Raw genomic sequence first — 24859 nt, 5'->3', positions numbered from 1 at the left:
ATGGCTGGCGACCGGCCTCTTGTCCAAGGGACTCCCCTCCTCGAAGCCCGCGGTTTGACCCGGATCCTTCCGGGCGTGGTTCCGGTCACCCTCGTCCAGAACGTGTCGTTCACGATTGGCTGCGGGGAATTCGTCGCGATCACCGGCCCATCCGGTTCAGGCAAGTCCTCGCTTCTTTACCTGCTCGGCCTGCTCGACCGGCCAACCGCCGGCGAAGTCCTCATTCACGGCAAGGCAACCCACACCTTGCCGAAAAAGGACCTGGCCCGGATCCGGCTGGAGCAGATCGGCTTCGTCTTCCAGTTCCATTTCCTTCTTCCCGAGTTCAGCGCCCGCGACAACGTCATGATCCCCATGCAGAGACTGGGAGCATTGACCCCGAAGCAACAAAAAACCCGGGCCACTGACCTGCTCAAGAACTTTGGTCTGGCCGACTATGTGGACCGGCTGCCCGCGGAATTGTCCGGCGGCCAAAGGCAAAGGGTGGCCGTGGCCCGCGCGCTCGCCAACGCTCCCCGCCTGATCCTCGCGGACGAACCGACCGGGAGCCTCGACAGCCGCGCCACCGAACAGGTCTTCGATACCCTGCAGTCCATCGTCACGGAAACCGGCACCTCCATTGTCGCTGTCACCCATGACATGGACCTGGCCAGCAGGATGCAAAGGCGGATCCATCTGGTGGACGGGGCGATCGACACCGACCAGATCCTTCCGCCAAGCGTCAGGGACTAGCCTTGCGGACCAAAAGGAACGAAGCTTGTCAAACTGACACGGGCATGTCATAAGCCGTCCATCATCAAGAGAAGGGCTGGCGCCCTCGCCAACCTGCCGACCGGGCAAGGTGGTTTCCGCACCAGGGATGCGGTCTTTTCGTGCATCCGCGAAAAGACAACGAAGCGGTTCCGACGTCATGCGCCAGTCCTCCTCGGGCAACCGATGGAGGATTTATTTTGTCTCAAGTCACTCTCGCCATACGCTCCGGCGAACAACTCCCATCCGCCAAGACGGCCTGCTATGACGAGGCGGTCCAGTCGCTCGGCCTTGAAGCCTGGCTGGAAGCGGCGGAGAACACCGTTCTCGTGCGCTTGAAAAACCGCCGGGTTACAGCCGGCCTGGCGCGTCACTATCCGCCTTTGAGCCTTCCCGAACGCCTTCAGCGTTTCAACGAACTGTTCCGCCTGTGGAACAGCGGATGCGGCTACGCCATCGACGAACGCCTGTTTGCCGACATTCTGGCCCGCCGGCGCGCGAAAGCCTGACCCCGCCGCCGCTCTTCCCGGCGCCGCCTATGCCCCCGCGATGGGCTGTTCCTTCGGCACCGGACGCGGGCGGCCGTCTTCATCCACGGCCACCATGGTAAAGGTTGCCTGGGTCACCTTCTCGCGGTGGCCGAAGCGGTGGCGCAGTGCCCAGGCCTCCAGAATGATTTCCATGGAGGATGTCCCGACGCGGCCCACGCGGCTGTACACGCACAGGACATCGCCAACATGGACCGGACGGATGAACTTCATCTTGTCGACGGCAATTGTGACGACCCGCCCCGCTGCCCGCTGACCGGCCGCAATCCCGCCGGCGAGATCCATTTGCGACAGAACCCATCCCCCGAAGATATCGCCCGCCGCATTGGTGTCGGCCGGCATGGCCATGGTTCGCAAAGTCAGTTCGCCCTGGGGCTGCTCGTCACTCATGCGGGCACTCCTCGCAAATTTTCAAAATCGCCAATAAACCGGCTGTCCGACCCGGCTGGCATGCCTATAGCGCGGCAGCCTGCTGCAGAAAATCCGGTTTCTCAAGGCAGTAATAGCCGGAAATCCGGCTGATAATTCCACCCCGTTTCCAATCATTGAGAACCCGGCTGACATTTTCGCGGGCCGCGCCGGTCATGTTTGCAATGTCCGACTGGCTGAGCTTGTAATGGATCAGCACCCGGCCGTTGTCCAAAGGCTTGCCGAAGGTTTCGGAAAGCTGCAGCAGCGTCTGCGCGACCCGGCCCGGTAACGGCAGAAACGATCTGGCCGCCAGAACGTCATTGGAATTGCGCAAACGCTTGCCGACGATGAACAGCATGTGCCGGTAGATCGCGGGGTTATCGGTCGCGAAGCGGTCGAAGGCGGACTTTTCGATGAATGACAGGCGGGCCTCCTTCAGCGCCGTCACCGTGGCGGAGCGCGGCCGTTCGTCCAAAAGGGCCAACTCTCCGACCAGATCCCCGGGTCCGAGAACCGCCAGCAACTGCTCATCTCCTTCGAGCGAAATCAGGGCAACCTTCAAGCTGCCTTCCAGCAACGCATAGCAGCCGTTGCCGGGATCCCCGGCCTCGAACAGGACCGACCCGGCCGGCAGCGTCATTGGCCGTGAAATGCGGGACAGACCTTCCGCAAGCTCCGGGCACAATCCTTGAAGCGAGAAACTGTTTTCCAGAAACTGCTGCATCGCGGCCACTCTGCCTGTCCTCCATGTCCCCGCCTTCGCCGGAAACCCGTTTGTGACCTGTATCACGTGCAAACCGGGAAACAATCCCCATATCAACCAACGGGAACCGGAAGCCTGACCATCCTCTTCCCCGGCCTCCAGCCGAAAGACGACCCTGATCCCCGCAGGGTCGTTTTTTCTTTGCGGTCCGGAAAACCTCAGTGGAGATAGACGTCTTTTTCAACCAGGGTCTGGAAAAAGCGCTGGCTCGACAAAACCTCACGCTGGCATTCACGGATGGCAATCTTGTCCCGAGGCTCGTCCCGCCGCAGCCGGTTGTCGGCGCGGCCGGGTATAGAGGCCACGAAGCTCATGTCGGCAAGTCCGTCGAAATGGCGCTTCAACAGCAGATGAAGCCGTTCGGGGTCCGAGGTTTCGGGCAGCGAGGGACCTTTCGGCAAGACTTTCAATCCCGCCTTGGCGGCGTGTTTGACCAGCCGGTTCTGCAGCCGTGGAACGTCTGTCGGCGAGATCAGCACCGGCAGGGTTTGCCCTTCGTTGACCCGCACCGCATCGGTCACGATGCGGGCGATCGCCGGGTGGGCCAACAAACCGTCCCGAACGGCGACAAGGTCCGGCGCACGGCCCATCAGATCGGAGTAACGCCGGATCTGAGCCTCGGCCTCTTCCTTCAGCAACTCGTCGGGAAGCAGGCGCAGCATGGATCGGTGGGCCCATTTGGAGGCGGCCGGCATGACATCGCCATAGGTCGCGCGCATGCGGACACTCAAGGGCCGGACCCGGTCCCCGCTGAAGGCCAGGGTGACCCCGGTCAGGGCCCGGTGCGCCAGACCGTCGACCACCTCTTGCAAGGGCTTGAACTCGCGCGACCACAGGTCACTGGCCACCAGGCACCCGACCGCGCTCAGCCTGCCCCTTTCCAGGAGCTGCCTGAGGGTTCTATCGACACTGAAGGAGACGCCGTAATCCAGGGCGCCAAGCGTGACCCGCTTCATGGGATATTCATCCAGAAAACACTACGCCGGATTGCCTATCCCTGCGTCATGTAAGCGGTCTTTTCAAGTCCCCGGTTTGCGGTTCCTTAGTCCCGGCCGTCCGGCCCCGTCCCCCCGACCGGATCCAGAGGCATCCCGCTTGGCCGTATCAGCTCGTAAACCCGAATGTCTTCAAGGCGTTCGCCTCTGACAGTGCGGGGCAGTTCCGCAACAAGCTCAACGCTGCCAAAAAACTCCTTGAACCGCTCATGCGCGTCCCGCCGGTCCTCCGCAACGTAAAGTCCGGTCCCCGTCAGGCTGTCCGGATCCGGGTCCGGCGCCATGACGTAGCGGATCCGCTCGTTCACCTGGTAAACCGGAAGCCGGTCTTTCAAGAGAAAATCGATCTGGGCATTCAACCCGTAACCGCTCGTGAGCACATAGTCCGCACCCGTCTCGGCCGCGATCCGCTCGATCTTGCGGCCAATCTCCGGCCAGCCGCGCAACTGATGGGTCGGGTCCTTGCGGCCAAGGGCGCCGGACAGCGGGATGGCGGCGTGAAGCTGAACCACACAGGCAACCACCGCACCGAGGACGACGCCGCCAATGGCAAGGCCGCGCCAGATCCGCGCACGTTCATCGAGACGGGCCACAAACACGGCCGCAAGAAGACCCATGGCCGGAAACAGCGGGGCGGGCCAGTTGCCTTGGACCCTTGCATGTAGCGAGTGGTAGGTCAGGTAAAGCAAAAACGGCAGAAGCGTGAGAAGAACGAGCGACGCGGTTGCGTCACGCTGCCAAACGCGCGGCGCAAGCTTGGCAGCGCCCATGAAGGCAAGAACCGCGATCAGCGGATTGAGCAGGCCGACGACCGCGCCGATGAACTCGAAGATATATTTGAGCGTGTAGCCGCCATCCGAGCCGGCCCGGCCGAACTGCTTGGCAAAACTCGCCCAGTCATGGAGATGGTTCCAATAAAGGACCGGGGAAAACAGCGCCACCGCAAGGAGGCCTCCGGCCCAGAGCTGCCAACGCCCGAACCAGCGCCGCGCTTCCGGCACCCACAGGAGCCAGAGCACAATCCCCGCGCCCAGAAACAGCACCGAGTATTTCGAGAGAAGGCCAAGTCCCGCGAACAGGCCCACCACCAGCCACCAGTTGGCGTTGCGCGAGGTTTGAAGTTCGGCCAACGCCCAGAAACTCAAGCCCCAAAAGAACACGGAAGGGGCATCGGGCGTTGCCAGAATTCCGCCCACGCCGACAAGGATGGACGTGTTGAAGAACAGGACCGCCCACCCGGCGGTGCGGGCCTCGAACAACACGAAAGCGGTGCGCCACAGAACCAGGGACCCGACGGCGGACGACAGGACCACCAGCACCCGCGCGGCGAAAATGGTATCCCCGAACACCTGTTGTCCAAGGAAGATCCACCAGCCGATCATGGGCGGGTGATCATAATAGGACAGCGCGGGATTGAGGCCCCAAATCCGGTAATAGGCCTCGTCCTCCACGAAATGCGCGCCCCAGGCCGCAAGCAGTTTCGCGAGCGTCAGTGCAGCCACCAAAGCAAACAGAAAGCGCGGCTGCAGAAAGGCGGGAAGCGGCCCCGGCAACGGCCCCGGTGTGGTTGTCTTGGACACGGGACCGCCTCGTCAGGACTTGCGCCAGGTGAGCGCGGAACTGGCCGCATAATTCCACACCGCGCCCATGATCGCCCCGGCGGCACCGGCGAACCACCAGTAGCTCGGATCGAGATAGATCAGGTTGGCGACCCCGACATTGGCGAGAACGCCGACCGAGCACACCGCATAGAAGGTCAGCAGACCGATCAACGCGTTCAAGCCATGCAGCCGCCGGTCGCGGTAGGTGAGCTGATTGTTGAGGAAGAAGTTCGAGGTCATGGCGACGAAGGAGGCGCCGGTTTGCGCGAGATTGAACTCCAGCCCGCCAACAACCAGGAACAGCCGCAGGGCGATCAGATGCACCACCAGGCCGCTGGCACCCACGAGCCCGAACATCAAAAAGCGGACCGAAACAATGTTGCCGAAATATTTGGCCAGCAGGAGGCCGAAATAGTCCAGCGTGACCAGCGTGTCGAGCTTGCTTTCCCCGTGCAGCCGTTCCTTGAAGGTGAAGGGGAGTTCCTTGATCCTCAGCGCCCCCTTGGCGCTGGAGACAAGATCGAGAAGGATCTTGAATCCTTGCGCGGAGAGTTTGGGCGCCAGTTCCTCCGCCTTTTCGCGGCGGACCATGAAAAACCCGCTCATCGGATCGGTCAGATCCACATGCAGCAGTTTCTTCGCCAGAGTGTTGGCGATGCCCGAGCCCCAGGCCCGGATGCTTGACAGGCCGGTCCCCGAGGACCCGCCCTCGACGTTGCGGCTGGCGACGACCAGATCGGTTTGCCCGGTGCGCAGCTCCGCCAGCATTTTCGGCAGCAGCGTTTCGTCATGCTGCAGGTCGGCGTCCATCACGGCCACGAAAGGTGCCGAGCTGGACAGCATGCCCTCGATACAGGCCCCGGACAGTCCCCGCCGGCCGACACGCCGGATCACCCGCACAGTGGGATGGTTCGCGGCGATCGCCCGGGCCACTTCCGTGGTCCCGTCAGGGGAATTGTCGTCCACGATCACGGCTTCCCAGGCAACGGCGTCGAGTGCCACGGCCAGCCGCTCCAGCACCACGGGGATATTCCGGGCCTCGTTGAAGGTCGGCAGGATGACCGTGAGTTCGGCGGCACGGGCCTCGACGGGCAGGCCGGGAACCGATCCGGTCTCTTCGTAGGTGGGGATCAGCGGAGCGGCCTGGTCCATTGTCTGTTCGTTCACGTGGTTGTGGTCCGGGCGCAGGAGCGCGGTACTGGCAGGCACCGGACCGGCTTGCGGGGCGCCTCGTGTCTCAAAGTGCGCGGACCATAGCCGTCTTTGAGGCAATTGCAAGGCAAGGCGCGCCTTGCCCTCCCCAGAGCTTTCGTCTAGGACAGCGCGAACAGAATAAAGGACCGTTTACCAGCATTTTGGTCTGGATGCGGCACCGCAACGATCTCGCCGGGACACTCGAACCTCATGGCCAAAAAACCGAGCAAACTGAAGGCCCGCCTGCCGCGCGGCTTCGTGGACCGCAGCGCCGACGACATTCGCGCGACCGATGAAATGCTCCTCAAGATCCGCAAGGTCTATGAGCAGTACGGTTTCGACCCGGTCGAGACGCCCGCGTTCGAATACACCGACTGCCTCGGCAAGTTCCTGCCCGACACGGACCGGCCAAACGCCGGGGTGTTCTCGGTGCAGGACGACGACGAGCAGTGGATGAGCCTGCGCTACGACCTCACCGCGCCGCTTGCCCGCCATGTGTCGGAAAACATCAACGAGATCCAGCTTCCCTACCGCACCTACCGCGCCGGCTGGGTGTTCCGGAACGAGAAGCCGGGTCCGGGCCGATTCCGCCAGTTCATGCAGTTCGATGCCGATACCGTCGGCGCGCCGGGCGTTCAGGCGGATGCGGAAATGTGCATGATGATGGCCGATACGATGGAAGCCCTCGGCATCCCGCGCGGCCAGTATGTCATCCGGGTCAACAACCGCAAGGTTTTGGACGGCGTGATGGAGGCCATCGGCCTTGGCGGCGAAGAGAATGCAGAACGCCGCCTGACGGTTCTCAGAGCCATCGACAAGCTGGACAAGTTCGGTATTGAGGGCGTGAAGCTTCTGCTTGGTGAGGGCCGCAAGGATGAGAGCGGCGACTTCACGAAGGGAGCGGGTTTAGGCGCAATTCAGATAGACATGATTGCAAAGCTGATAGACACGAAAAGTATTGAAACTGGTCCAAAGTCTTTCAACGAGCACCTCGACTATATTTTTGACGAACACCCGAATATTTCCTACGCAGGCGCAGACCTTGGGGATCTGGTAAACTTGGTTCAGTCATGCGGTTATGGAACGGATAGGATCATCGCCGACCCGTCCGTTGTCCGCGGTCTCGAATACTACACCGGCATGGTCTACGAGGCCGAGCTTCTCTTCGACGTGACCAATGAGAAGGGCGAGGTCGTCCAGTTCGGTTCCGTCGGCGGTGGCGGACGCTATGATGGTCTGGTCAAACGCTTCACCGGCCGCGATGTTCCGGCGACCGGCTTTTCCATCGGGGTGTCCCGGTTGATGACGGCGCTCAAAAACCTTGGCAAGCTGAACACAGTCGATGTGGTCGCGCCGGTTCTGGTCACCGTCATGGACGGCGACACCGACGCGCTTGGCCGCTACCAGCAAATGGTTCAGGAACTGCGGCACGCGGGCATCCGCGCCGAGATGTATCAGGGCAACTGGAAGAAATTCGGCAACCAGTTGAAATATGCCGACCGGCGCAACTGCCCGATCGCCATCATTCAGGGCTCGGACGAATTCGCGGCCGGAGACATCCAGATCAAGGACCTGATCGAGGGCAAGCGGCTGTCGGAGGAGATCGCCGACAACGTGACCTGGCGCGAGAGCCGTCCGGCGCAGATGACCGTCAAACGCGGCGAGCTTGTCGCCAAGGTCAGCGAGCTTCTGGGCCAGCAGGCCGAAGACCGGCGCAAAGCGGCGGAGGCTTGATCCATGGCCGGCAGCGCGCAGACCATGAAAGCTCCCGAGGCCGGCCAGATCGACGCCGCGCTCGCGCTTTTCCGGAAGGCTGGCCACACCCTGGCCGATCCGCCGATCCTGCAACCGGCCGATCTCTTTCTCGACCTGACCGGCGAGGATATCCGCCGCCGCCTTTATCTCACCAGCGGCGCGAATGGTGTCGACCTGTGCCTGCGGCCCGACTTCACCATTCCGGTGTGCCGGGCGCATCTGGACGCCTTCGGCGCCAGCAAACCCGCCGCCTATTGCTATCACGGCCCGGTGTTCCGCCAGCGCGCGGAGGGACTGGGCGAAATTCCGCAAATCGGCGCCGAGAGCTTCGGCGATCCCCATATCAACGCGGCCGACGCGGCAATGCTCGCCCTGAGCGTCAAGGCGATCCACGGCTTCAACATTGCCGAACCGCAAATCCGGATCGGCGATGAGGGTCTGTTTGTTGCGGTCTTGAGTGCGCTTGGCCTGCCGAATGTCTGGCAGCGCCGGTTGCGCGATCTGTTCGGCGAAGGGGCGAAGCTCGATGCCGCGCTGGACCGGATGGCGGGGACCGCGGGCGATCAGATGGACGCCGACAATCGCTCCGGACTTCTGGCGGCGCTCCATGGTTCAGATCCGGACGCGGCGCAAACCATCGTCGAGGATTTGCTGTCCATTGCCGGGATCTCGACCGTCAGCGGCCGCAGCGCTTCGGAAATCGCCCAAAGGTTTCTGGAACAGGCCGCGCTGACAAGCGGGACGGCGGACCTTGCGTCGGCCGCCAGGATCCTAAAGGACTATCTCGCGCTTCAGGCCCCTTGCGACCGGGCCGGCGACCTGCTGACGGCGTTCGCGAACTCCCATGGGATGGACCTGTCCGCCGCCATCGACACGTTCGAGGCTCGTGTCGCGGCCTTCGCCGGGAAATCCCTGGAACCGTCCGACATGACCTTCCATGCCGGATTCGGCCGCCGGCTCGACTACTACACCGGCTTTATTTTCGAGATCTACGGACCCGCCGGAAATCAGGGCGGGCCGCTGGTCGGCGGCGGCCGGTATGACAGGCTGTTGAACCTTCTTGGCGCGGGTGAGGACATTCCCGCCATCGGCTTTTCCATCTGGCTCGACCGGGTGGCCGCAGCACAGGAGATGTGCGCATGAGCAAGCTTATCATCGCCATTCCCTCCAAGGGCCGCCTTCAGGAAAACACTCATGACTTCTTTGCCCGCGCGGGCCTGAAGGTGGTGCAGCCCGGCGGGGCCCGGAATTATCGCGGTGCGATCAAAGGCCTGGGCGATGTCGAGATCGCGTTCCTTTCGGCCTCGGAAATTGCCCGCGAACTTGCCGAGGGCAGCGTTCACTTCGGCATCACCGGGCTGGATCTGGTTCATGAAAGCATCACCGATCCCGAGACCAGCATTCATCTGGTGACGCCGCTCGGCTTCGGGCCAGCGGATGTCGTGGTCGCCGTGCCGAAGGCCTGGATCGATGTCGACACCATGGCCGACCTTGGAGACGTCGCCTCGGACTTCCGGGCGCGGCACGGACGGCGCCTCAGGGTGGCCACCAAATACGTGACGCTGACCCGCGCGCATTTCGCCGAGCATGGCATTGCCGACTACCGGATCGTGGAAAGCGCGGGCGCGACCGAAGGCGCGCCGGCGGCTGGCTCCGCCGAACTGATTGTCGACATCACGACAACCGGTTCGACGCTCGAGGCCAACAACCTGAAAATCCTCTCGGACGGTGTGATCCTGAAAAGCCAGGCCCATCTCGTGGCGTCCATGTCGGCGGATTGGTCGGATCAAGCGCTGTCCGGGGCCCGCGTGGTCTTGAACCGGGTGGCGGCCGAGGAAACGGCCCGCACGTCGCGCCGGATCCGGGCCAGAGTGGCGGACAAAGAGGCGGCCTGGACGGCGGTTGAAGCGCTTGGGGCGACCCTGCCCTATGCGGCCCGTCACTCCGAGGACATCGAAATTCTGTGCCCGCAAAAAGCGGTCGCCGGGTGCGCGCAGACGCTGATCGATCACGGAGCCGAGACCGTCACTGTCGAGCAACTGGAATATGTCTTTACCCGGGAAAACCGGTTCTATTCCCCGCTCGCCGAGCGCGTTGCCGAACGGGCCGGGAAGGCTTGGGCGAACACAGGGGAATGACCGGCCTGCAGGCCGGTCAGCCGGGGCGTTTCAGGCTTGACCGTTCGACTTCAATCGGCTCCCGGCAGCAGCAGCCCTCCAGATGGTCGTTCACCAGCCCCATGGCCTGCATGAAGGCGTAAACAGTTGTCGGGCCAACGAAACTCCAGCCGCGCTTTTTCAGGTCCCTGGACAGGGCCACACTTTCCGGCGACGTCGCCAGGGTCCGGGCCGTCGGGAAATCCATCCGGTCCGGGCGTGAGGCGGGATCGGGCTCAAACCGCCAGAAATACGCGGCCAGCGATCCGAACTCCGCTTTCAGTTCGATCGCTCTCTTGGCGTTGTTGATCGTGGATTCGATTTTCTTCCGGTGGCGGACGATCCCGGCATCCACCAGACACCGCTCGATGTCCTTGTCCGAAAATTCTGCGACCGCCTCGCATTCGAAATTGGCAAAGGCCGCCCGGAACCCGTCCCGCTTGCGCAGGATCGTCAGCCAGGACAGACCGGACTGAAACCCCTCCAGGCAAATCTTTTCGAAAAGCCGCCGATCGTCCGTGACCGGATATCCCCACTCCGTATCGTGGTAGAGCCGGTAATCTTCGAGATCCTGATGCCACCAGCACCTTGCTTTCCCGTCCGCGCCCAAAATCAGGCCGGTCGTTTCATCATGAGCGCGGCGCTCTGAATTGGGCATGAGAGTGTCTCCGGCGTCGGGATATTCACGTTTTGTTCGGCGCCAGTCTACCAAACCAACCCAAAAAGAAAACCGGCCAATCGGCCGGTTTCGCCAAATCCGAACCGCCGTGCGCGCTCAGGCGAACAGGGCGTCGATATCGTCCTGGGTCGCCACGTCCATATCGGTTTCAAGGGCCGGGCCGTTGAGCAGCGCCGCATCGCCCTCGGCGGCGGCTTTCTTGTCGATCTCGATATCCTTGAAGCTCTCGATTCCGCCCCAGATGTCCATCATCTGGATGATCCGGTCCTCGATGAAACGGAGGGTCGACACCACCTTGGTGATGCGCTGTCCCGTCAGGTCCTGGAAGTTACAGGCTTCGAAAATCTGGATTACACGTTCCTGGATATCGTTGGCCAGTTCCGCATCCTGGCCGTCGATCCGGGCCGAAAGGGTGTTGGCGGTCTCATCGATAAACTCGGCCGCAGCCAGAATCTGTTCGGTGGCGCCCTCCGTCCCCGAGACGACGGCGTCCAGTTCATTGGTCACGCGCGCCATGTCGTCACCATCCGTACCGGTCGTATGGTGCAGGGTCGCGATTTCGCGCTTTGTCTGGGCGATCGCTTCGTAGATCGCGTCCAGTTCCACCTTCAGCTTGGCCGCTTCGGACATTTCCTTCCGAAACTCTTCCATGAACTTCTCGCCCATGGCTTGCGGATCCAACGTCTGTTGTTGCCCAGCCGTGGTCACGATCAGGTTTTTGACGGCAGCCAGCTCTCCCAACAGTTCCTGGTGGCGACGTTCTTCGGTAAAGGCGGGATCGTCATTGATGCCCGCCTGAAGTTTCATCAAGCTCTCTGCTCGGAAGGATCTTTTGACCGCGGCCATGCCTTCTCCTGTCTTGTGCCCTGTCACATGCCTGGCGGCTTACCGTTGCCCTCTATTTCCCACGGAGAATTAAAGATTTCGTTTCGCAGATGCCACTCAAGCCAAGGAAACCTGTTCCGGGCCTGCTTCTTTTCACTTTCTAAGGCGTTTCGGTCTGGATATTGTCGTGTCACCGGCCTCATTTCCGAACAGATTTGGGGTCTCCCCCCATGTGGGCGTCTTTCGCCCGTGACCCGTCCGGCTTGGAATGCGCGCCGCCCTAATCACCGCTCTCATGATCTTTCTCAGCACGACAGGGAAGCCGGCAGAGGCCAGCAGCTTCACGACCCGCGAGCTGCTGGACGGCTTTCACAAGACGGTTTTCGGACTGGAGTACCGCGCCTGGAGCTGGCGAGCCTATCTGGTGAAGAAATTCACGGTTCCCGTGCGCTTTTATGTTCACGGGCTGTCGAGAAAAGACCGCCGCGAGGTCGTGGAACGGTTCATCGCCGAAATCGGCACCAAGATCGCCGGCCTTGAGGCAAGCCTCGTGCGGGATCCGGGACAGGCGAATTTCGAGATCTTCGTGGTGGACAGATCGCAATATCCCGAGGTCGTGCGGCGCGACGTCTACAAGGACCTGCGGGCCGACGCGCCGGGCCGCTGCCTGGTCCGAGTGGTATCGGGACGCAACGGGATCAAGCGCTCAGCCGCCGTCATAGTCTCGGATGAAGGCGAATTCCTGTTCCGCCGCTGCCTTGTCGAAGAGGTCCTACAGGGCCTCGGACCGATGAACGACGACGACCGGCTGACGCATTCGGTGTTCAACGACCAATCCCGCCACAGCCGCTTCACCGTGTTCGACCAGATCATTTTGAACATGCTGTACGACCCCCGGATTGAGCCTGGCATGTCGGCCGAACAGGTCGAAACCGTCTTGCCGCTGGTCGCGCGGGATGCGAAACGGCGCGTAAATTAACCAAGAAAACCTGATTCTTCCATATTTAACACACAATGCGCCTGACGAAATCGCGCCAGACCATCAAGATTCAGCTTTCGATAATGATGTTTTGAAACCGGTTGCTAACCACATATTGAAGTCTTTGACTTGGTTACTCCAAGATTTACCGGGTAATCGCAATTTTAATTCATCGTCGGCCCCGTTGAACTTTATCCACTCCGAATTGGAACGGGAGGTGATTGGTTATGGGTCCATCCCCGCGCAAGAAATTTTTGCCGGCGTCAATCGGGCCAACATGTGCGCTCGTCTGCCTGGCCCTTGGCTTGGCCGGGCTCTCAAGCGGACCGGCGGCGCATGCAGGGCAAGTGGCCCCTCCGCCGCTCATGTTGAGCCCCAATCTCACGGAGCCCTGGATGAACCAGTTGCGGCAACCGGGGCGGACGTCGGTGCGCTACGGCCAGCCGCGCGGAATCCAGGTCAACCGGCCATGGCTGAGACCGCAACCCGCCAACATGCGCACCCCGGCCCGCGTGCAGAATCCGGCGGCCCAGCGAAGCCGCCAGATCGCGCCGCAGTTCCTGCCGACAATCGTGGCCTATTCCGGCCCGCACAAGCCGGGCACAATCGTGATCGATACCAACGAGCGGTTTCTCTACCTGGTGCAACGTGACGGGACTGCACGCCGTTACGGGGTCGGGGTCGGCAAACCGGGCTTCGAATGGGCCGGAACGCATAAAATCACCCGCAAGGCCGAATGGCCGGACTGGCGCCCGCCGGCCGCCATGCGCAAGCGCCGGCCCGACCTGCCAGTGTTCATGGCGGGCGGGCCGGAAAACCCGCTGGGGGCAAGAGCGCTTTATCTCGGTTCCACCTTGTACCGTATTCACGGTTCGAACGAGCCATGGACGATTGGCCAGGCCGTATCGTCCGGCTGTATTCGAATGCGGAACGAAGATGTCGAGGACCTTTACGAACGGGTCGGGGTCGGCACGACGGTTTACGTGATTTAAGCGGCGACCAGAGCCCCCACTCCCGGGCAACAGGCCGGAGACAGCGTCCCTCCCGGAACGCCTCCGGCTTTGCCTTGCTCCGGCAACTTCTGACAGGACAGAAAATACGTCGCGATCGGTTCTCACCGTCAGACCCAAGCGCGCCACGTCAACCTGACCGAGGCTTGCTTTCAGCCCGCCCTTCGGGATTCGACCGGCTCCAGGTCCTCCGGTACCGGTCCCCCATAAACCCAGTCCAACAGTTCAGCCGTGTGGATGATCGGGATATCGGTTCCCAGTCCGATCTGGGTCATGCAGCCGATATTGCCTGTCGCAATGAGATCGGGTTTGGTTTTCTCGATATTGGCGACTTTGCGCTCGCGCAACCGGGCCGCGATCTGCGGCTGGAGAATGTTGTAGGTGCCCGCCGATCCGCAACACAAATGCCCCTCGGGCACATCCTTGACGGCAAACCCGGCTAATTTCAGCAGGTCCTTCGGCTGGCGGGTGATTTTTTGGCCGTGCTGCATGGAACAAGCCGAATGATAGGCCACGGTCAGATCCGCCGACCGCTGCGGGGTGCCCAGATCCACCGAGACGAGGAACTCGGTGATGTCCTTTGCAAGTTCGGAGACGCGCGCGGCCTTTTCCGCATATTGAGGATCGTCCCGCAGCATGAAGCCGTAGTCCTTGATGGTCGTGCCGCACCCCGAAGCGGTAATCAGCACCGCGTCGAGGCCGCCGCCATCGAGCTCCCGCGTCCAGGCATCCACATTCCGCCGGGCATTTTCCAAAGCCGCTTCTTCCTTGCCCATGTGGTGGACGAGCGCGCCGCAGCATCCCTCCCCCTTCGGCAAGACGACCTCATATCCGGCGCGATTCAGAAGCCGGATTGTCGCCGCGTTGATGGACGGCTTCAGAACCGGTTGCGCGCATCCGGTCAGAAGCGCAACACGCCCCATTCGGCCCCCGACGGCCGGGAAGACGCCAGGTGTGTCGGTCTTGGTGCGCACCGGTGCCTTGGCCGGCGCCAGTTCCAGCATGGCGCCCATCTTGGCCATGGGGCCGCCCAGCCGCTGGAGAAGACCGGCAAAAGGGCGTGCAAAGAACGCACCGACCAGAGCCAGCCGGAAACGGGACGGATAGGGCAGGATCAGGGCCAGCGTGTTCCGCAGCAAGCGGTCGACCAGGGGACGCTTGTAGGTTTTTTCGATGTGGATCCGGGCGTGGTCGACCAGATGCATGTAGTTCACGCCTGAGGGGCAGGTTGTCATGCAGGACAGGCACGACAAGCAGCGGTCGATGTGTTTGACCACTTTGGCATCGGCCGGCTTGTCATTCTCCAGCATGTCCTTGATCAGGTAAATCCGCCCTCTGGGACTGTCGAGTTCATCACCCAACAGCGCGAAGGTGGGGCATGTGGCCGTACAAAACCCGCAATGCACGCATTTGCGGAGGATCTTCTCCGATTCCGCGGTGTGGCTGTCGAGGAGTTGCTCTTCGGTGAAATTGGTCTGCACAGCGCGCCCTGTCCGCCCTTGATCCGCATGACAGCGGAAATGTTCCGTTGTTGGGGGATCGTACGGCTGGCAATCCGGCCGGACAAGACCGGTTTGTGGCAAAGTGTCTTTGCCGTCGTTTCAAAAGACGCCAAAGCTGAGCCGCGAAGATGAACGGGAGATAAACGGGGCCCTCAGGCTGGGTTAAACTGGGTCTGACTATGGTCGGCATCAGAAGGCGAGGTTGCCTTGAAACCGGAGGAAATGACGATGAGACATACCCTTGCAAAAACCGCCATCCTGACCGCCGTCCTTGGTTGTGTCACCACAAGTGTCATGGCGAAGGACTGGATCGAGACTGTCGAAGTCAAGCGTGACGGCATCGATACCATCCCGATCGAAGTGTCCGCAAATGCCACCAAGTACACGGGCATCAAAAGCGGTTCGCACAAGTTTCTGCTCCGCCTCCATGCCAGGGCGACCAGCGGTGAGCGGATCGTGGCCATGAAGGTCGGCTCTTTCAAAGGCGTGCGCTATTTCGAGGCCGACGGCAATCACTGGAGCAAAAGCTTCGCCAATCGCGAAATCGGGGGCGGTTCCAAACGGACCGTGTCTGTTTCCTTCGCGCCCACCATCCCGGTGAATAAGATCCGCTGGCAGGGCTGGGATCCCCGGGAGGCTTGCGCGCTCAATCTCGACAAGAAAATCAAATCGGGGATGTCGAGGAGCGAAGCCCTGTCGAAGACATGGACTGTCTCCGCCAAAGCCTATTTCGAGCTCGACGCTGTGGCGGCCCGCAAGAACAAGGCGGCTCCGGGCCAGTGGAACATGAAGAGCACCACGACCCAGCGCGCGGGCAACACCTACGATGTCGCCGTCAAGTGCCTGCCGGCGCCCCGTTAAAGGTCACGACACGCGGACCGCGGCGATGGCAAGCCTCACAGCTTCCATCGCCGCTTCCGCACCATCTACACGCCAGCGACCATCCGTCCCGGATTCAAAACGCCCTTGGGATCGAATTGGTCTTTCAACCGGCGTGACAAGGCCGCCAGCGGCGAAGGCTGCGGCTCGAATACCGGCACAGAAACCCGTGTCGCCCCATCGGCGCGCACGAGCGTGGCATGTCCACCTCCGGTCTCCGAAAGCGCGCGGCGGATCTGCGTGTCATGGCTGAGACCATCCTCGCATGACAGCCAGACCAGCCCCCCGCTCCAGTCCAAGATCACATCGATATCCATACTTTCGCGCAGCTTGCGCACGAAGGCGGGACTTGCGGCGGGAGCAACGGAAACACGCCAGACCGGCGTTGTGCGGCCTGAGAAAGGCAGGACATCGCGGATCGCGAGCCACGTCGTTCCCGAGGCATCCGTATCGAGCCGGCCGGGCTTGCCGTAGGACGACAAGAGGCTCTCCAAGGTCTTGAAACGGTAGTCCACCGAGGTTCCAAAGCCCTCGAGCCGGATCAGGGTCTGGGACGGCCCTCCCTCCAAACCGCGCGGCAAATGCGCCGCGCCGGAGACTTCGGCCGAAGACCCCATGGCCTTGCAAAGCGCCTCGACGCCTTGCTCCTCACTGAGGCCTTCCAGAACAAAGGTCGCCGTCGCCTCCGGACGCGGATTGACCTTGATCGTCATGGAGAGAGCGACCCCAAGCGTTCCCCAGGACCCGCACAAAGCGCGCGGCAGGTCATACCCGGTCACATTCTTTACCACGCGCCCGCCCGAGTTGAAGATCTCGCCCCGACCGGAAACAGCCTCAAGACCCAGAACATGGTCACGAAACGCGCCCGCCTTTATCCGCCGCGGGCCCGAAAGATTGGTGGCAAAGGCCCCACCGATTGTGCCCCGTCCGGCCTCCCGCCCGAGCAACGGACCATAGTCCATCGGTTCGAAGCTCAGTTCCTGCCCCTGGTCGGCGACCAGCTTCTCCACCTCGCTCAGGGGCGTGCCGGCCTTGAGCGTCAGCACCAGTTCGGCCGGTTCATAGACATCGACGCCGGCCAGATCCGACAGATCAAGGATGTGGGCGGTTTGAACCGGCCGACCAAGATCTCTTTTGGAGCCTTGTCCTACGATTTCCAGCGGCGTGTCTTCGGCGGCCGCCCAGGCAATGGCATCGCGCGTTTCGATCGCGGTGCGCGGTTTTAAAATCGAATCCATCGGATCTCCTGATCGTGTTTGCTTGCCTTGCGGACCCTCTCAAGGCCAGTTCGTTCAAAACCGCGGAATGTCAGGAAACGGCAATTGCCCCTTGTGGACGTGCATCTTGCCCAGTTCGGCGCAGCGATGCAGGACGGGAAACACCTTTCCCGGATTGAGCAGATGCTTTTCGTCAAAGGCGCATTTCACGCGCTGCTGCTGCTTCAAATCGTCTTCGGTGAACATCTCGGGCATGAGATCGCGCTTTTCTATTCCGACCCCGTGCTCGCCGGTGAGCACACCGCCCACCTCGACACACAGGCGCAGGATATCCGCGCCGAAGGCCTCGGCGGCGTCCAGTTGGCCGGGCTGGTTCGCGTCATACAGAATGAGCGGGTGAAGATTGCCATCCCCGGCGTGGAAGACATTGGCCACCTGGAGCCCGTGTTTCTCAGAGAGCTCACGCATGCCGGCCAGCACCTTGGGCAGTTCGCGCCGCGGGATGGTTCCGTCCATGCACAGATAGTCGGGAGAGATCCTGCCCACAGCGGGAAAGGCGGCCTTGCGACCAGCCCAGAAGGTCATGCGCTCTTCTTCACTTTCCGAGATGCGAATGTGGCTGGCCTTGTTGGCCTTGGCAATCTCTTCGACCCGTCCGATCAGGTAGTCGACTTCCGCCTCGGGACCGTCGAGCTCGATGATCAGCAATGCTTCCACATCGAGCGGATAATCGGCATGCACGAAGTCCTCCGCCGCGTGAATGGCAAGCTTGTCCATCATTTCCATGCCGCCTGGAATGATCCCGGCGCCAATAATGTCCGCGACGCACCGCCCGCCATCCTCGCTCGTTGGAAACCCGACAAGCAGGGCGCGCGCCGTCTCCGGCTTCTGGAGAATGCGGACGGTCACTTCCGTGACGACCCCCAGCAACCCCTCGGACCCGGTCATCAGCCCAAGAAGATCATAGCCCTCACTGTCCAGGTGCTTGCCCCCCAGGCGAATAACCTCGCCGGTCATCAGCACCATTTCGAGGCCGAGGACATTGTTGGTTGTAAGTCCGTATTTCAGGCAGTGAACGCCACCGGAGTTTTCCGCGATGTTCCCGCCGATGGAACAGGCAATCTGGGACGAGGGGTCCGGCGCGTAGTAAAACCCCTCGTGTTCGACCGCGCGGGTGATCCCGAGATTCGTGACACCGGGCTGAACGACCACCGCGCGGTTGGCGAAGTCGATATCGAGCACCCGATTGAATTTCATCATCGACACCAGCACACCGTCCGCAAGAGGCAGTGCCCCGCCCGACAAGGATGTGCCAGCGCCGCGCGGAACGACCTTCACATCGTTCTCGTGGCAGTATTTCATGATCCGGGAGACTTGCTCGACCGTCTCCGGCAACACAACGATCAAGGGCATCTGACGATAGGCGGTCAAGGCGTCGGTTTCGTAGGGCCGCATTTCCGTCTCGTCGTGGATCACGCCTTCGCCGGGCACAATCGCCTGCAGGGCCTTCACGATCTCCATTCGGCGAGCCAGCACAGCTTCGTCTGGTTTCGGCATTGCGATGGCTGTCATGGCACCAATCCTCCCATGCATTGGCGTTTGATCCAAACCCGAGAACCTACCGTATCTTATCGGGCTCAGGTTTGCGCTGTATCGTTCACTGTGGTGATTCTGCCAAAGAAACACAGATCGCGATATGCCGCATCAGACATAAAATCAGTTCCGGACGGTAAAAAATGAGCAATCTAACTGACATGGAGATTTTTGCGCGCGTGGTCAGCGCAGGCAGCATGTCGGCCGCCGGGCGGGAGATGAACCTTTCGCCCGCCGTGATCTCGAAAAGGATCCGCCGGCTGGAAGACAAGCTGGGCACGCGTCTGCTGCAACGCACGACACGCCAGATCGCCATGACCGAGTCCGGACTTGGCTTTTATGAACGTGTCGTAGCGATCCTCGCCTCGGTCGAAGAAGCTGAAGCCTTCGTGTCCCGCGGGTCAGCCCAGGCCCGTGGTACGCTGAAGGTGGCCGCCCCGACCTCGTTTGGCCGCCTTCACATCGCACCGCACCTGGGGGATTTCCTGTCACAGAACCCGGACCTGAGCGTCAGCCTGGATCTCGACGACGGCTTCGTAGACATTGTCGGGGAGGGATACGATTTGGCGATCCGGATCGCGGAACTGTCGGATTCGAGCCTCGTCGCCCGCAAATTGGCGCCGGTGCACCGCATTCTTGTCGCGTCGCCCGCGTATATCGCCAAGTTCGGCGTGCCGGCTTCCATCGAGGATATGGCGGAAAACCACGTCTGTCTTGCCGCCGCCAATCAGGACCCCTGGCGTCTGATGGGACCCGAGGGTGTTGTGACCGTCCGCACGGGCGCACCGGTCAAGACAAATTCAAGCGAAGTCGTCCGGGAATGTCTGCTTGCCGGGGTCGGCATCGCGCTGCGCTCCACATGGGACATTGGCCCGGAACTGCGCGATGGCCGCCTTCGTTTGATCTTGCCCCAATATCGGGCCTCCAAGGATGTCGGGCTTCACGCCGTTTATCCGAGCCGGAGGTTCCTGCCGGCAAAGGTGCGCGTGTTCATTGACTATTTCGCCGGCCTCTATGGCGCCTCCCCTTACTGGGATACGGGTTTGGAGACCTGGCTCGGGCCAGTGGAAGAGGCACGGGCGAGTTGATTGCCACTGCGGGAAGCTGCCCTAGGTGGAGGTAAGCAGGTCAACAGCGCGAAAAGCGGTATGCAGGGAGAAAGCAGCGTATGCGGCATGTTGGCCGGGATGCCTTTTTTTTGCGCGTTCCACCACTTCCATGCCTTGTATCTCGGCTTTGTTTCTTGTTGTCTAGAACAGACGTGTCCCTTGGGACGCTCAAAATGAGGGAGAATGGAATGCAGCGACTGCTGACAATTGCCAGTGCAGCCTTTATCGGACTGGCGGCTCAGGCCTACGCCCAAGATGCCGGTGATCCGGCCGCAGGCGAGAGCGTTTTCCGGAAATGCCAAGCTTGCCACGCCATTGGCGAAGGCGCCCGCAACAAGGTGGGACCGCAGCTCAATGGGATCGTTGGCCGGGAAGCGGCCAGCGTTGAGGGCTACAAGTACTCAAAGCCGGCCGTTGAACATGCCAGTGTGACCGGCCCCTGGGACGAAGCCGAGATTGTCGAGTATCTTGCCGATCCTTCGGCCTTCATTGGCGGCCGCTCGAAAATGGCTTTCAAACTGCCGAATGAAAAAGAGCGCGCCGATGTGGTCGCCTATCTCGCGACCTTCAACGAAGACGGCACAACCAAGTAACGGTTGGCATACACCAATTCGTGATCAAAAAGGCCGGTTTTCCGGCCTTTTTTCGTTGAAGGGCCCCGCCGGTAGCGGGCTCTACATGTCCGGCCCGTCGTCGCTTTCCTTGTGCCGTTTGCGGATCTTGCGAACGGTCAGCCAAATACCGGCAACAACCACAGGAACAGCCAGACCTGTCGTGATGCCGGGGTTTGGAACCGGCAAGCCGGTCTCCTGGGCGGCCTTGGCCAGATAGGAGAAAAGGCCCACGACGTAATAGCTGACGGCGGCGACCGACAAACCTTCAACCGTTTGCTGGAGGCGCAACTGAAGGCGCGCCCGCCGGTTCATCGACTGCAGCAAGGACCGGTTCTGCTGTTCCAGATCAACGTCCACACGGGTCCTCAACAATGTGGTGGCCCGGGCCAGCTTGCGGGACAGCATCGCCTGCCTGTCCTCGATCGCCTGACAGGTCCGCATGGCTGGCGCCAGCCGCCGGCCCAAGAAGGCGGACATGCTCAGATCACCGGACAAGGAGCCCTCGTCAAGACTGCGCAGGCGCGCATTCACGATCTCGTAGTACGCCCGGCTCGCACCGAACCGGAAGGAACTCGCCGCCGCGCTAGCTTCGGATGACGCGGCAAGGCGGGAAAGCTGATCCAGCAGTTCCCGGTTGGCATCCAGACCTTCATTGTTCTGCATCCGCACGGTGAGCTCGGCCAGTTCCCGTTCATAGGCACCCATTTCAGGTTGCAACCTTGTGGCTTCGAAAAAGCCGAGCAAGGCCAGACTACGATAGGTCTCGATTTCCAGCAGTCTTTGAACCGCGGCGCCGCACTGGATCGGCGACATGCTGTCGTTGAGCACAAGATAGCGCGTCATCCCGTCGCCGTCGGGCCGGAAGTCCGTCGCCGCCAAGGCGGCCCCCTGCTGGATCTTGAAGACTGTCAGGCTCGCCGGATCGTAGTGCCGGCGCCAGTCGTCCTTGATGTTCGAACTCAGCAGTTCCAGCCGGGATCCCACCAGCATTTTACCAGGTGCCCGGAAGGCTTTTCCAAACGGATGGTTCGTGGGCAAGGGGCCAAAAGGTTCCTCGCTTTCGGACCGGCCGTCCCACAGGTACGTTATGAACTCCGCATGGCGCTCCCAACTGAGCGTCCCGCCGGCGAAGGCAAGCGTGTGATAGCGCGCCGACGGACGCGGGCCGGGCGCGCCCTGGCTGGCGCAGAACTCGGTGAACCAGTCGAAGTCCTCCGCCGCCTCCTCCGAGTTTGTCGTGAATGCATAAAGCAAAAGAATTCTGGGTGCGGTCAGGGGACGGAACGGACGGGCATGAACCTCACCGAGCACCGCTTCGCGCATGGGATGGGTCTTGAAGCTCGGTAATCCCAAAGTGGTGTCCTGCTGTACAACCTGCTCCATCACCGCTCCCCTCTTGCCGGCCCGATCCGAGCGCAAGCCTGTCTCATCAGCGTGCCCATCGAAAGGGCGAAGCGCAAGGGCCTTGCCCGCGACAAACCGGACCGGGTCCCAATTCCTTGAAAACCACCCACCCCCAATCCGCCCGAATATTGGAAAAAAAGATTGACCAATTTTGGATCTTCTTGAAAAGTGATACCGACCGAAAATGAAAGTGGGCCCGGTGTTCAAAACGATTTCCCATGCGCGGACCGCAGATGCGGTGATTCACCAGGTGGAGGAATACATCCTGAACGGCGTCCTTCGCCCCGCCGACCGGTTGCCCGCCGAACGCGACCTATCGGAACAAATGAATGTGTCGCGTCCGGTGGTCCGGGACGCCCTCAAGGCACTGGAACAGCGCGGTCTCATCGTGAGCCGGCAGGGTGGCGGCACCTATGTGGCGGACGTCATCGGCCCGATCTTTTCCGATCCGATCGTGGCCTTGATCGAACGCCATCCCGCCGCCACCGCCGACTATCTGGAATTCCGCAGGGATATCGAGGGAATAGCGGCGGCGCACGCGGCCGAACGGGCGACCGAGGCCGACCGTTCAACGCTGACATCGCTCACGGCGGCAATGACCCAGGCCTATGCTCAGGACGATCCCCACCGGGAAGCGGAGCTCGATGTGGAGTTCCACCATGCGGTCGGGGAAGCCGCGCATAACGTCATCCTTCTGCACGCCCTGCGATCCTGCTACCGGCTTCTGGAAAACGGCGTTTTCTACAATCGGAAACGCCTTTATTCCCACCCATTCGCGCGCGAACGGGTTTTGGAGCAGCACCGGTCGATCGCCGACCACATTGTCCAGGGCCGCCCAGCCGAAGCGAAACGCGCATCGGAAGAGCATATCGACTTCGTCGCGTCCGCATTGGCCGATGTCGCCCGCCTGGAGGACAGACGAGCGGTTGCGGATCTGCGCCAGAACCAGCGCCGCCGCGCATCCGCCTCAACGAAATGAGCACCAACCACCGAGGACCGCCATGCCGATAGTCACAGATGTCGCCGACCTGCAGGCGCTTGCCCGCCGCCGGATTCCGAAAATGTTCTATGAATATGCGGATACCGGATCATGGACGCAAAGCACCTACCGCGACAACGAAGCCGCCTTTCAACGGCAAAAACTGCGTCAACGCGTGGCGGTCAATATCGACAATCGCAGCGTGAAGACAACAATGGTCGGCGAAGGCGTCTCCATGCCCGTCGCGCTGGCCCCCGTCGGCATGACGGGCATGATGCATGCGGACGGGGAAATTCTGGCGGCGCAGGCCGCCGAGGAGTTCGGCGTGCCCTACACGCTCACGACCATGAGCGTTTGCTCGATCGAAGACGTCGCCGAATACACGAAAAAGCCTTTCTGGTTTCAGCTTTATGTCATGAGAGACCGCGGCTTTTCCGAATCCTTGATGAAACGCGCCCATGACGCGGGGTGCTCGGCCCTGGTTTTGACCCTCGACCTTCAGGTGCTGGGTCAACGGCACCGGGACATCAAGAACGGCCTCAGCACGCCCCCCAAACCGAAGCCGCATGTGCTGCTGGATCTCGCGTTCAAACCCCGCTGGTGCTGGAACATGCTGCAGACCAAGCGCCGTCAGTTCGGCAACATCGTCGGACATGTCTCGGGCGTCGGCGACATGGGGTCGCTTGCCGAGTGGACCGCAAGCCAGTTCGATCCCACCTTGGACTGGTCGTCCGTCGAATGGGTCAAGAAGCATTGGGACCGCAAACTGATCCTGAAGGGGATCAACGATGTGGAAGATGCGAAGATCGCCGCCGATCTGGGCGCGGATGCCATCGTGGTCTCCAACCATGGCGGCCGCCAGCTCGATGGCGCGCTGGCGAGCTTCGACATTCTCGGCGATATCGTGGACGCCGTCGGGGACCGGGTCGAGATCCACGTGGACGGCGGGATCCGCTCCGGTCAGGACATCTTCAAGGCGGTGGCCATGGGAGCCAGGAGCACCTTTATCGGCCGCGCCTATATCTACGGGCTGGGCGCGATGGGCAAGGCCGGTGTGACGCGAACCCTTGAGATCCTGCACAAGGAACTGGACGTGACGATGGGGCTGTGCGGTGAAACCAACATCGCGAATGTCGGGCGGCACAATCTGATCCTTGACACGGCCGGCGCCCGGCGGAACATCTGAGGCCGGACCGCACGGGAGGGGAAGGCACGATGGGTGGGTGTCCCCTCCAGAACCGGGTCACACCGTCCGGAGAGATCATTTCGGATCCCGCACGCGGATTGTTCATGGGCAATCGCGGCGGACGCCTGCATGACCCCGCGACCAAGACGCTCTCGGCCCGCCGATGGGTGTCTCGGCGATGGATCTGTTGTGTGACGCGGTTCGGTGGCCGGCGCCGGGAGGTGATGGGAGACAGCTACACCGAGTTGTTCTTTCTCGACGAGGTGACGGCTCTTGCGGCCGGCCACCGCCCCTGCTTCGAGTGCCGGCGGGCATGTGCCGGGATGTTCGCCAAAGCCTTTGCGCAGGCACACGGCCTGGGCTCTCCTCCAACGGCCAACGAGATGGACCTGCTGCTTCACCAGAACCGGCTCGACGGCCGAACAAAGCGAACCTTCAAAGCGCTCCTTTCCGATCTCCCCGATGGCGCGATGGTGCGATGGGCCGGTCAGCCCCATGGCAAAAAGGACGGGCGATTGTGGAAATGGACGCCCGGCGGTTACAGTTGCGGCCCTGACCGGGACACCATCCCGGACGTGGTGGATGTTCTGACCCCGCGCACGATCTGCAAGGTTCTGGATGCCGGCTACACTCCGGCTTGGCATGCAAGCGCGGCCGAATAAGCTTCTTCCGGGAAAACTCATTCAGAATATGAATGAAAAAATCAATAA

Annotated in this window: 24 protein-coding genes and 1 riboswitch; of the genes, 13 read left to right on the top strand and 11 right to left on the bottom strand. The window is 61.7% G+C overall.

The window, feature by feature from the left end; all coding sequences use genetic code 11:
- Nucleotides 1-732 carry an ABC transporter ATP-binding protein gene (locus tag F0184_RS12535; RefSeq protein ID WP_150496537.1) on the top strand — a complete coding sequence of 244 codons (732 nt, stop codon included), beginning with the start codon at nt 1-3 and terminating at the stop codon, nt 730-732.
- A 56-nt stretch (nt 733-788) separates the two neighbouring features.
- A riboswitch (SAM-I-IV-variant riboswitch) is annotated at nt 789-906 on the top strand.
- A gap of 44 nt (nt 907-950) precedes the next feature.
- A complete protein-coding gene (locus F0184_RS12530; protein WP_150496536.1) occupies nt 951-1259 on the top strand; it encodes a hypothetical protein in 309 nt (102 codons plus the stop codon).
- Nucleotides 1260-1286: 27 nt separating this feature from the next.
- Here F0184_RS12530 and F0184_RS12525 read toward each other — a convergent pair whose 3' ends face one another.
- The 5 genes from F0184_RS12525 to F0184_RS12505 all read right to left on the bottom strand — a co-directional run bounded on the left by F0184_RS12525 (nt 1287) and on the right by F0184_RS12505 (nt 6220).
- Nucleotides 1287-1688, bottom strand: coding sequence for an acyl-CoA thioesterase (locus F0184_RS12525; protein WP_150496535.1), 402 nt, complete (start codon nt 1686-1688; stop codon nt 1287-1289).
- Nucleotides 1689-1752: 64 nt separating this feature from the next.
- Nucleotides 1753-2433, bottom strand: a complete 681-nt coding sequence (locus F0184_RS12520) for a Crp/Fnr family transcriptional regulator (RefSeq protein ID WP_208998478.1) — start codon at nt 2431-2433, stop codon at nt 1753-1755.
- Between the two features lie 197 nt (nt 2434-2630).
- Complete coding sequence (locus F0184_RS12515) at nt 2631-3428, bottom strand: ChbG/HpnK family deacetylase (RefSeq protein WP_150496533.1); 798 nt, start codon at nt 3426-3428, stop codon at nt 2631-2633.
- 86 nt (nt 3429-3514) lie between these two features.
- A complete protein-coding gene (locus tag F0184_RS12510) occupies nt 3515-5047 on the bottom strand; it encodes an ArnT family glycosyltransferase (protein ID WP_208998458.1) in 1533 nt (510 codons plus the stop codon).
- A gap of 12 nt (nt 5048-5059) precedes the next feature.
- On the bottom strand, nt 5060-6220 hold the full coding sequence (locus F0184_RS12505) for a glycosyltransferase family 2 protein (protein WP_150496714.1): 1161 nt from the start codon (nt 6218-6220) through the stop codon (nt 5060-5062).
- A gap of 252 nt (nt 6221-6472) precedes the next feature.
- On the opposite strand from F0184_RS12505, the gene hisS reads away from it, so the two are divergent.
- From hisS to hisG, 3 genes are read left to right on the top strand one after another with little or no spacing between them, the layout of a single operon-like run.
- A complete protein-coding gene (hisS, locus tag F0184_RS12500; protein ID WP_150496532.1) occupies nt 6473-7996 on the top strand; it encodes a histidine--tRNA ligase in 1524 nt (507 codons plus the stop codon).
- Between the two features lie 3 nt (nt 7997-7999).
- Entirely contained in the window at nt 8000-9160 is a 1161-nt protein-coding gene (locus F0184_RS12495) for an ATP phosphoribosyltransferase regulatory subunit (protein WP_150496531.1), read from the top strand.
- Nucleotides 9157-10155: an ATP phosphoribosyltransferase gene (gene hisG, locus F0184_RS12490; protein ID WP_150496530.1), complete on the top strand. Its 999-nt coding sequence runs from the start codon at nt 9157-9159 to the stop codon at nt 10153-10155. The genes F0184_RS12495 and hisG overlap by 4 nt, the downstream gene beginning before the upstream one ends.
- Before the next feature lie 16 nt (nt 10156-10171).
- On the opposite strand, the gene F0184_RS12485 is transcribed toward hisG, so the two are convergent.
- Together F0184_RS12485 and F0184_RS12480 are read right to left on the bottom strand one after the other, a co-directional pair.
- Entirely contained in the window at nt 10172-10831 is a 660-nt protein-coding gene (locus tag F0184_RS12485; RefSeq protein ID WP_150496529.1) for a DNA-3-methyladenine glycosylase I, read from the bottom strand.
- Nucleotides 10832-10948: 117 nt separating this feature from the next.
- Nucleotides 10949-11659 carry a protein phosphatase CheZ gene (locus tag F0184_RS12480; protein WP_208998457.1) on the bottom strand — a complete coding sequence of 237 codons (711 nt, stop codon included), beginning with the start codon at nt 11657-11659 and terminating at the stop codon, nt 10949-10951.
- A 286-nt stretch (nt 11660-11945) separates the two neighbouring features.
- Here F0184_RS12480 and F0184_RS12475 point away from each other — a divergent pair, with 286 nt between their 5' ends.
- Both F0184_RS12475 and F0184_RS12470 read left to right on the top strand, forming a co-directional pair.
- Nucleotides 11946-12656, top strand: a complete 711-nt coding sequence (locus F0184_RS12475; RefSeq protein ID WP_150496527.1) for a DUF2927 domain-containing protein — start codon at nt 11946-11948, stop codon at nt 12654-12656.
- Between the two features lie 227 nt (nt 12657-12883).
- Entirely contained in the window at nt 12884-13648 is a 765-nt protein-coding gene (locus tag F0184_RS12470) for a L,D-transpeptidase (RefSeq protein ID WP_150496526.1), read from the top strand.
- A gap of 170 nt (nt 13649-13818) precedes the next feature.
- Here F0184_RS12470 and glcF read toward each other — a convergent pair whose 3' ends face one another.
- Nucleotides 13819-15147 carry a glycolate oxidase subunit GlcF gene (glcF, locus tag F0184_RS12465; RefSeq protein ID WP_150496525.1) on the bottom strand — a complete coding sequence of 443 codons (1329 nt, stop codon included), beginning with the start codon at nt 15145-15147 and terminating at the stop codon, nt 13819-13821.
- Between the two features lie 249 nt (nt 15148-15396).
- Between glcF and F0184_RS12460 the strand changes: the two genes are divergently transcribed.
- Entirely contained in the window at nt 15397-16029 is a 633-nt protein-coding gene (locus F0184_RS12460) for a hypothetical protein (RefSeq protein WP_150496524.1), read from the top strand.
- A gap of 65 nt (nt 16030-16094) precedes the next feature.
- On the opposite strand, the gene glcE is transcribed toward F0184_RS12460, so the two are convergent.
- Both glcE and F0184_RS12450 read right to left on the bottom strand, forming a co-directional pair.
- On the bottom strand, nt 16095-17285 hold the full coding sequence (gene glcE, locus F0184_RS12455) for a glycolate oxidase subunit GlcE (protein WP_150496523.1): 1191 nt from the start codon (nt 17283-17285) through the stop codon (nt 16095-16097).
- Between the two features lie 54 nt (nt 17286-17339).
- The gene (locus F0184_RS12450) at nt 17340-18836 is read right to left on the bottom strand and encodes an FAD-linked oxidase C-terminal domain-containing protein (protein ID WP_150496522.1); all 1497 of its coding nucleotides are present in this window, start codon (nt 18834-18836) and stop codon (nt 17340-17342) included.
- A gap of 164 nt (nt 18837-19000) precedes the next feature.
- Here F0184_RS12450 and F0184_RS12445 point away from each other — a divergent pair, with 164 nt between their 5' ends.
- The gene (locus F0184_RS12445) at nt 19001-19945 is read left to right on the top strand and encodes a LysR family transcriptional regulator (RefSeq protein WP_150496521.1); all 945 of its coding nucleotides are present in this window, start codon (nt 19001-19003) and stop codon (nt 19943-19945) included.
- A 209-nt stretch (nt 19946-20154) separates the two neighbouring features.
- Nucleotides 20155-20559: a c-type cytochrome gene (locus F0184_RS12440; protein WP_150496520.1), complete on the top strand. Its 405-nt coding sequence runs from the start codon at nt 20155-20157 to the stop codon at nt 20557-20559.
- 81 nt (nt 20560-20640) lie between these two features.
- On the opposite strand, the gene F0184_RS12435 is transcribed toward F0184_RS12440, so the two are convergent.
- A complete protein-coding gene (locus tag F0184_RS12435) occupies nt 20641-21963 on the bottom strand; it encodes a DUF3422 family protein (RefSeq protein WP_150496519.1) in 1323 nt (440 codons plus the stop codon).
- A 205-nt stretch (nt 21964-22168) separates the two neighbouring features.
- Here F0184_RS12435 and F0184_RS12430 point away from each other — a divergent pair, with 205 nt between their 5' ends.
- Genes F0184_RS12430 through F0184_RS12420 form a run of 3 tightly spaced genes read left to right on the top strand, consistent with a single transcriptional unit; the run spans nt 22169 to nt 24811 of the window.
- A complete protein-coding gene (locus F0184_RS12430; protein WP_150496518.1) occupies nt 22169-22963 on the top strand; it encodes an FCD domain-containing protein in 795 nt (264 codons plus the stop codon).
- A 22-nt stretch (nt 22964-22985) separates the two neighbouring features.
- The gene (locus F0184_RS12425) at nt 22986-24149 is read left to right on the top strand and encodes an alpha-hydroxy acid oxidase (protein ID WP_150496517.1); all 1164 of its coding nucleotides are present in this window, start codon (nt 22986-22988) and stop codon (nt 24147-24149) included.
- A 29-nt stretch (nt 24150-24178) separates the two neighbouring features.
- Nucleotides 24179-24811, top strand: coding sequence for a hypothetical protein (locus F0184_RS12420; protein WP_150496516.1), 633 nt, complete (start codon nt 24179-24181; stop codon nt 24809-24811).
- Nucleotides 24812-24859: the final 48 nt, after the last annotated feature.

It is taken from the genome of Roseibium aquae (assembly GCF_008711285.1).
GTDB lineage: Bacteria > Pseudomonadota > Alphaproteobacteria > Rhizobiales > Stappiaceae > Roseibium > Roseibium aquae.
The sequence above is the reverse complement of the archived record's forward strand: the minus strand, read 5'-3'. Positions and strand labels throughout refer to the sequence as shown.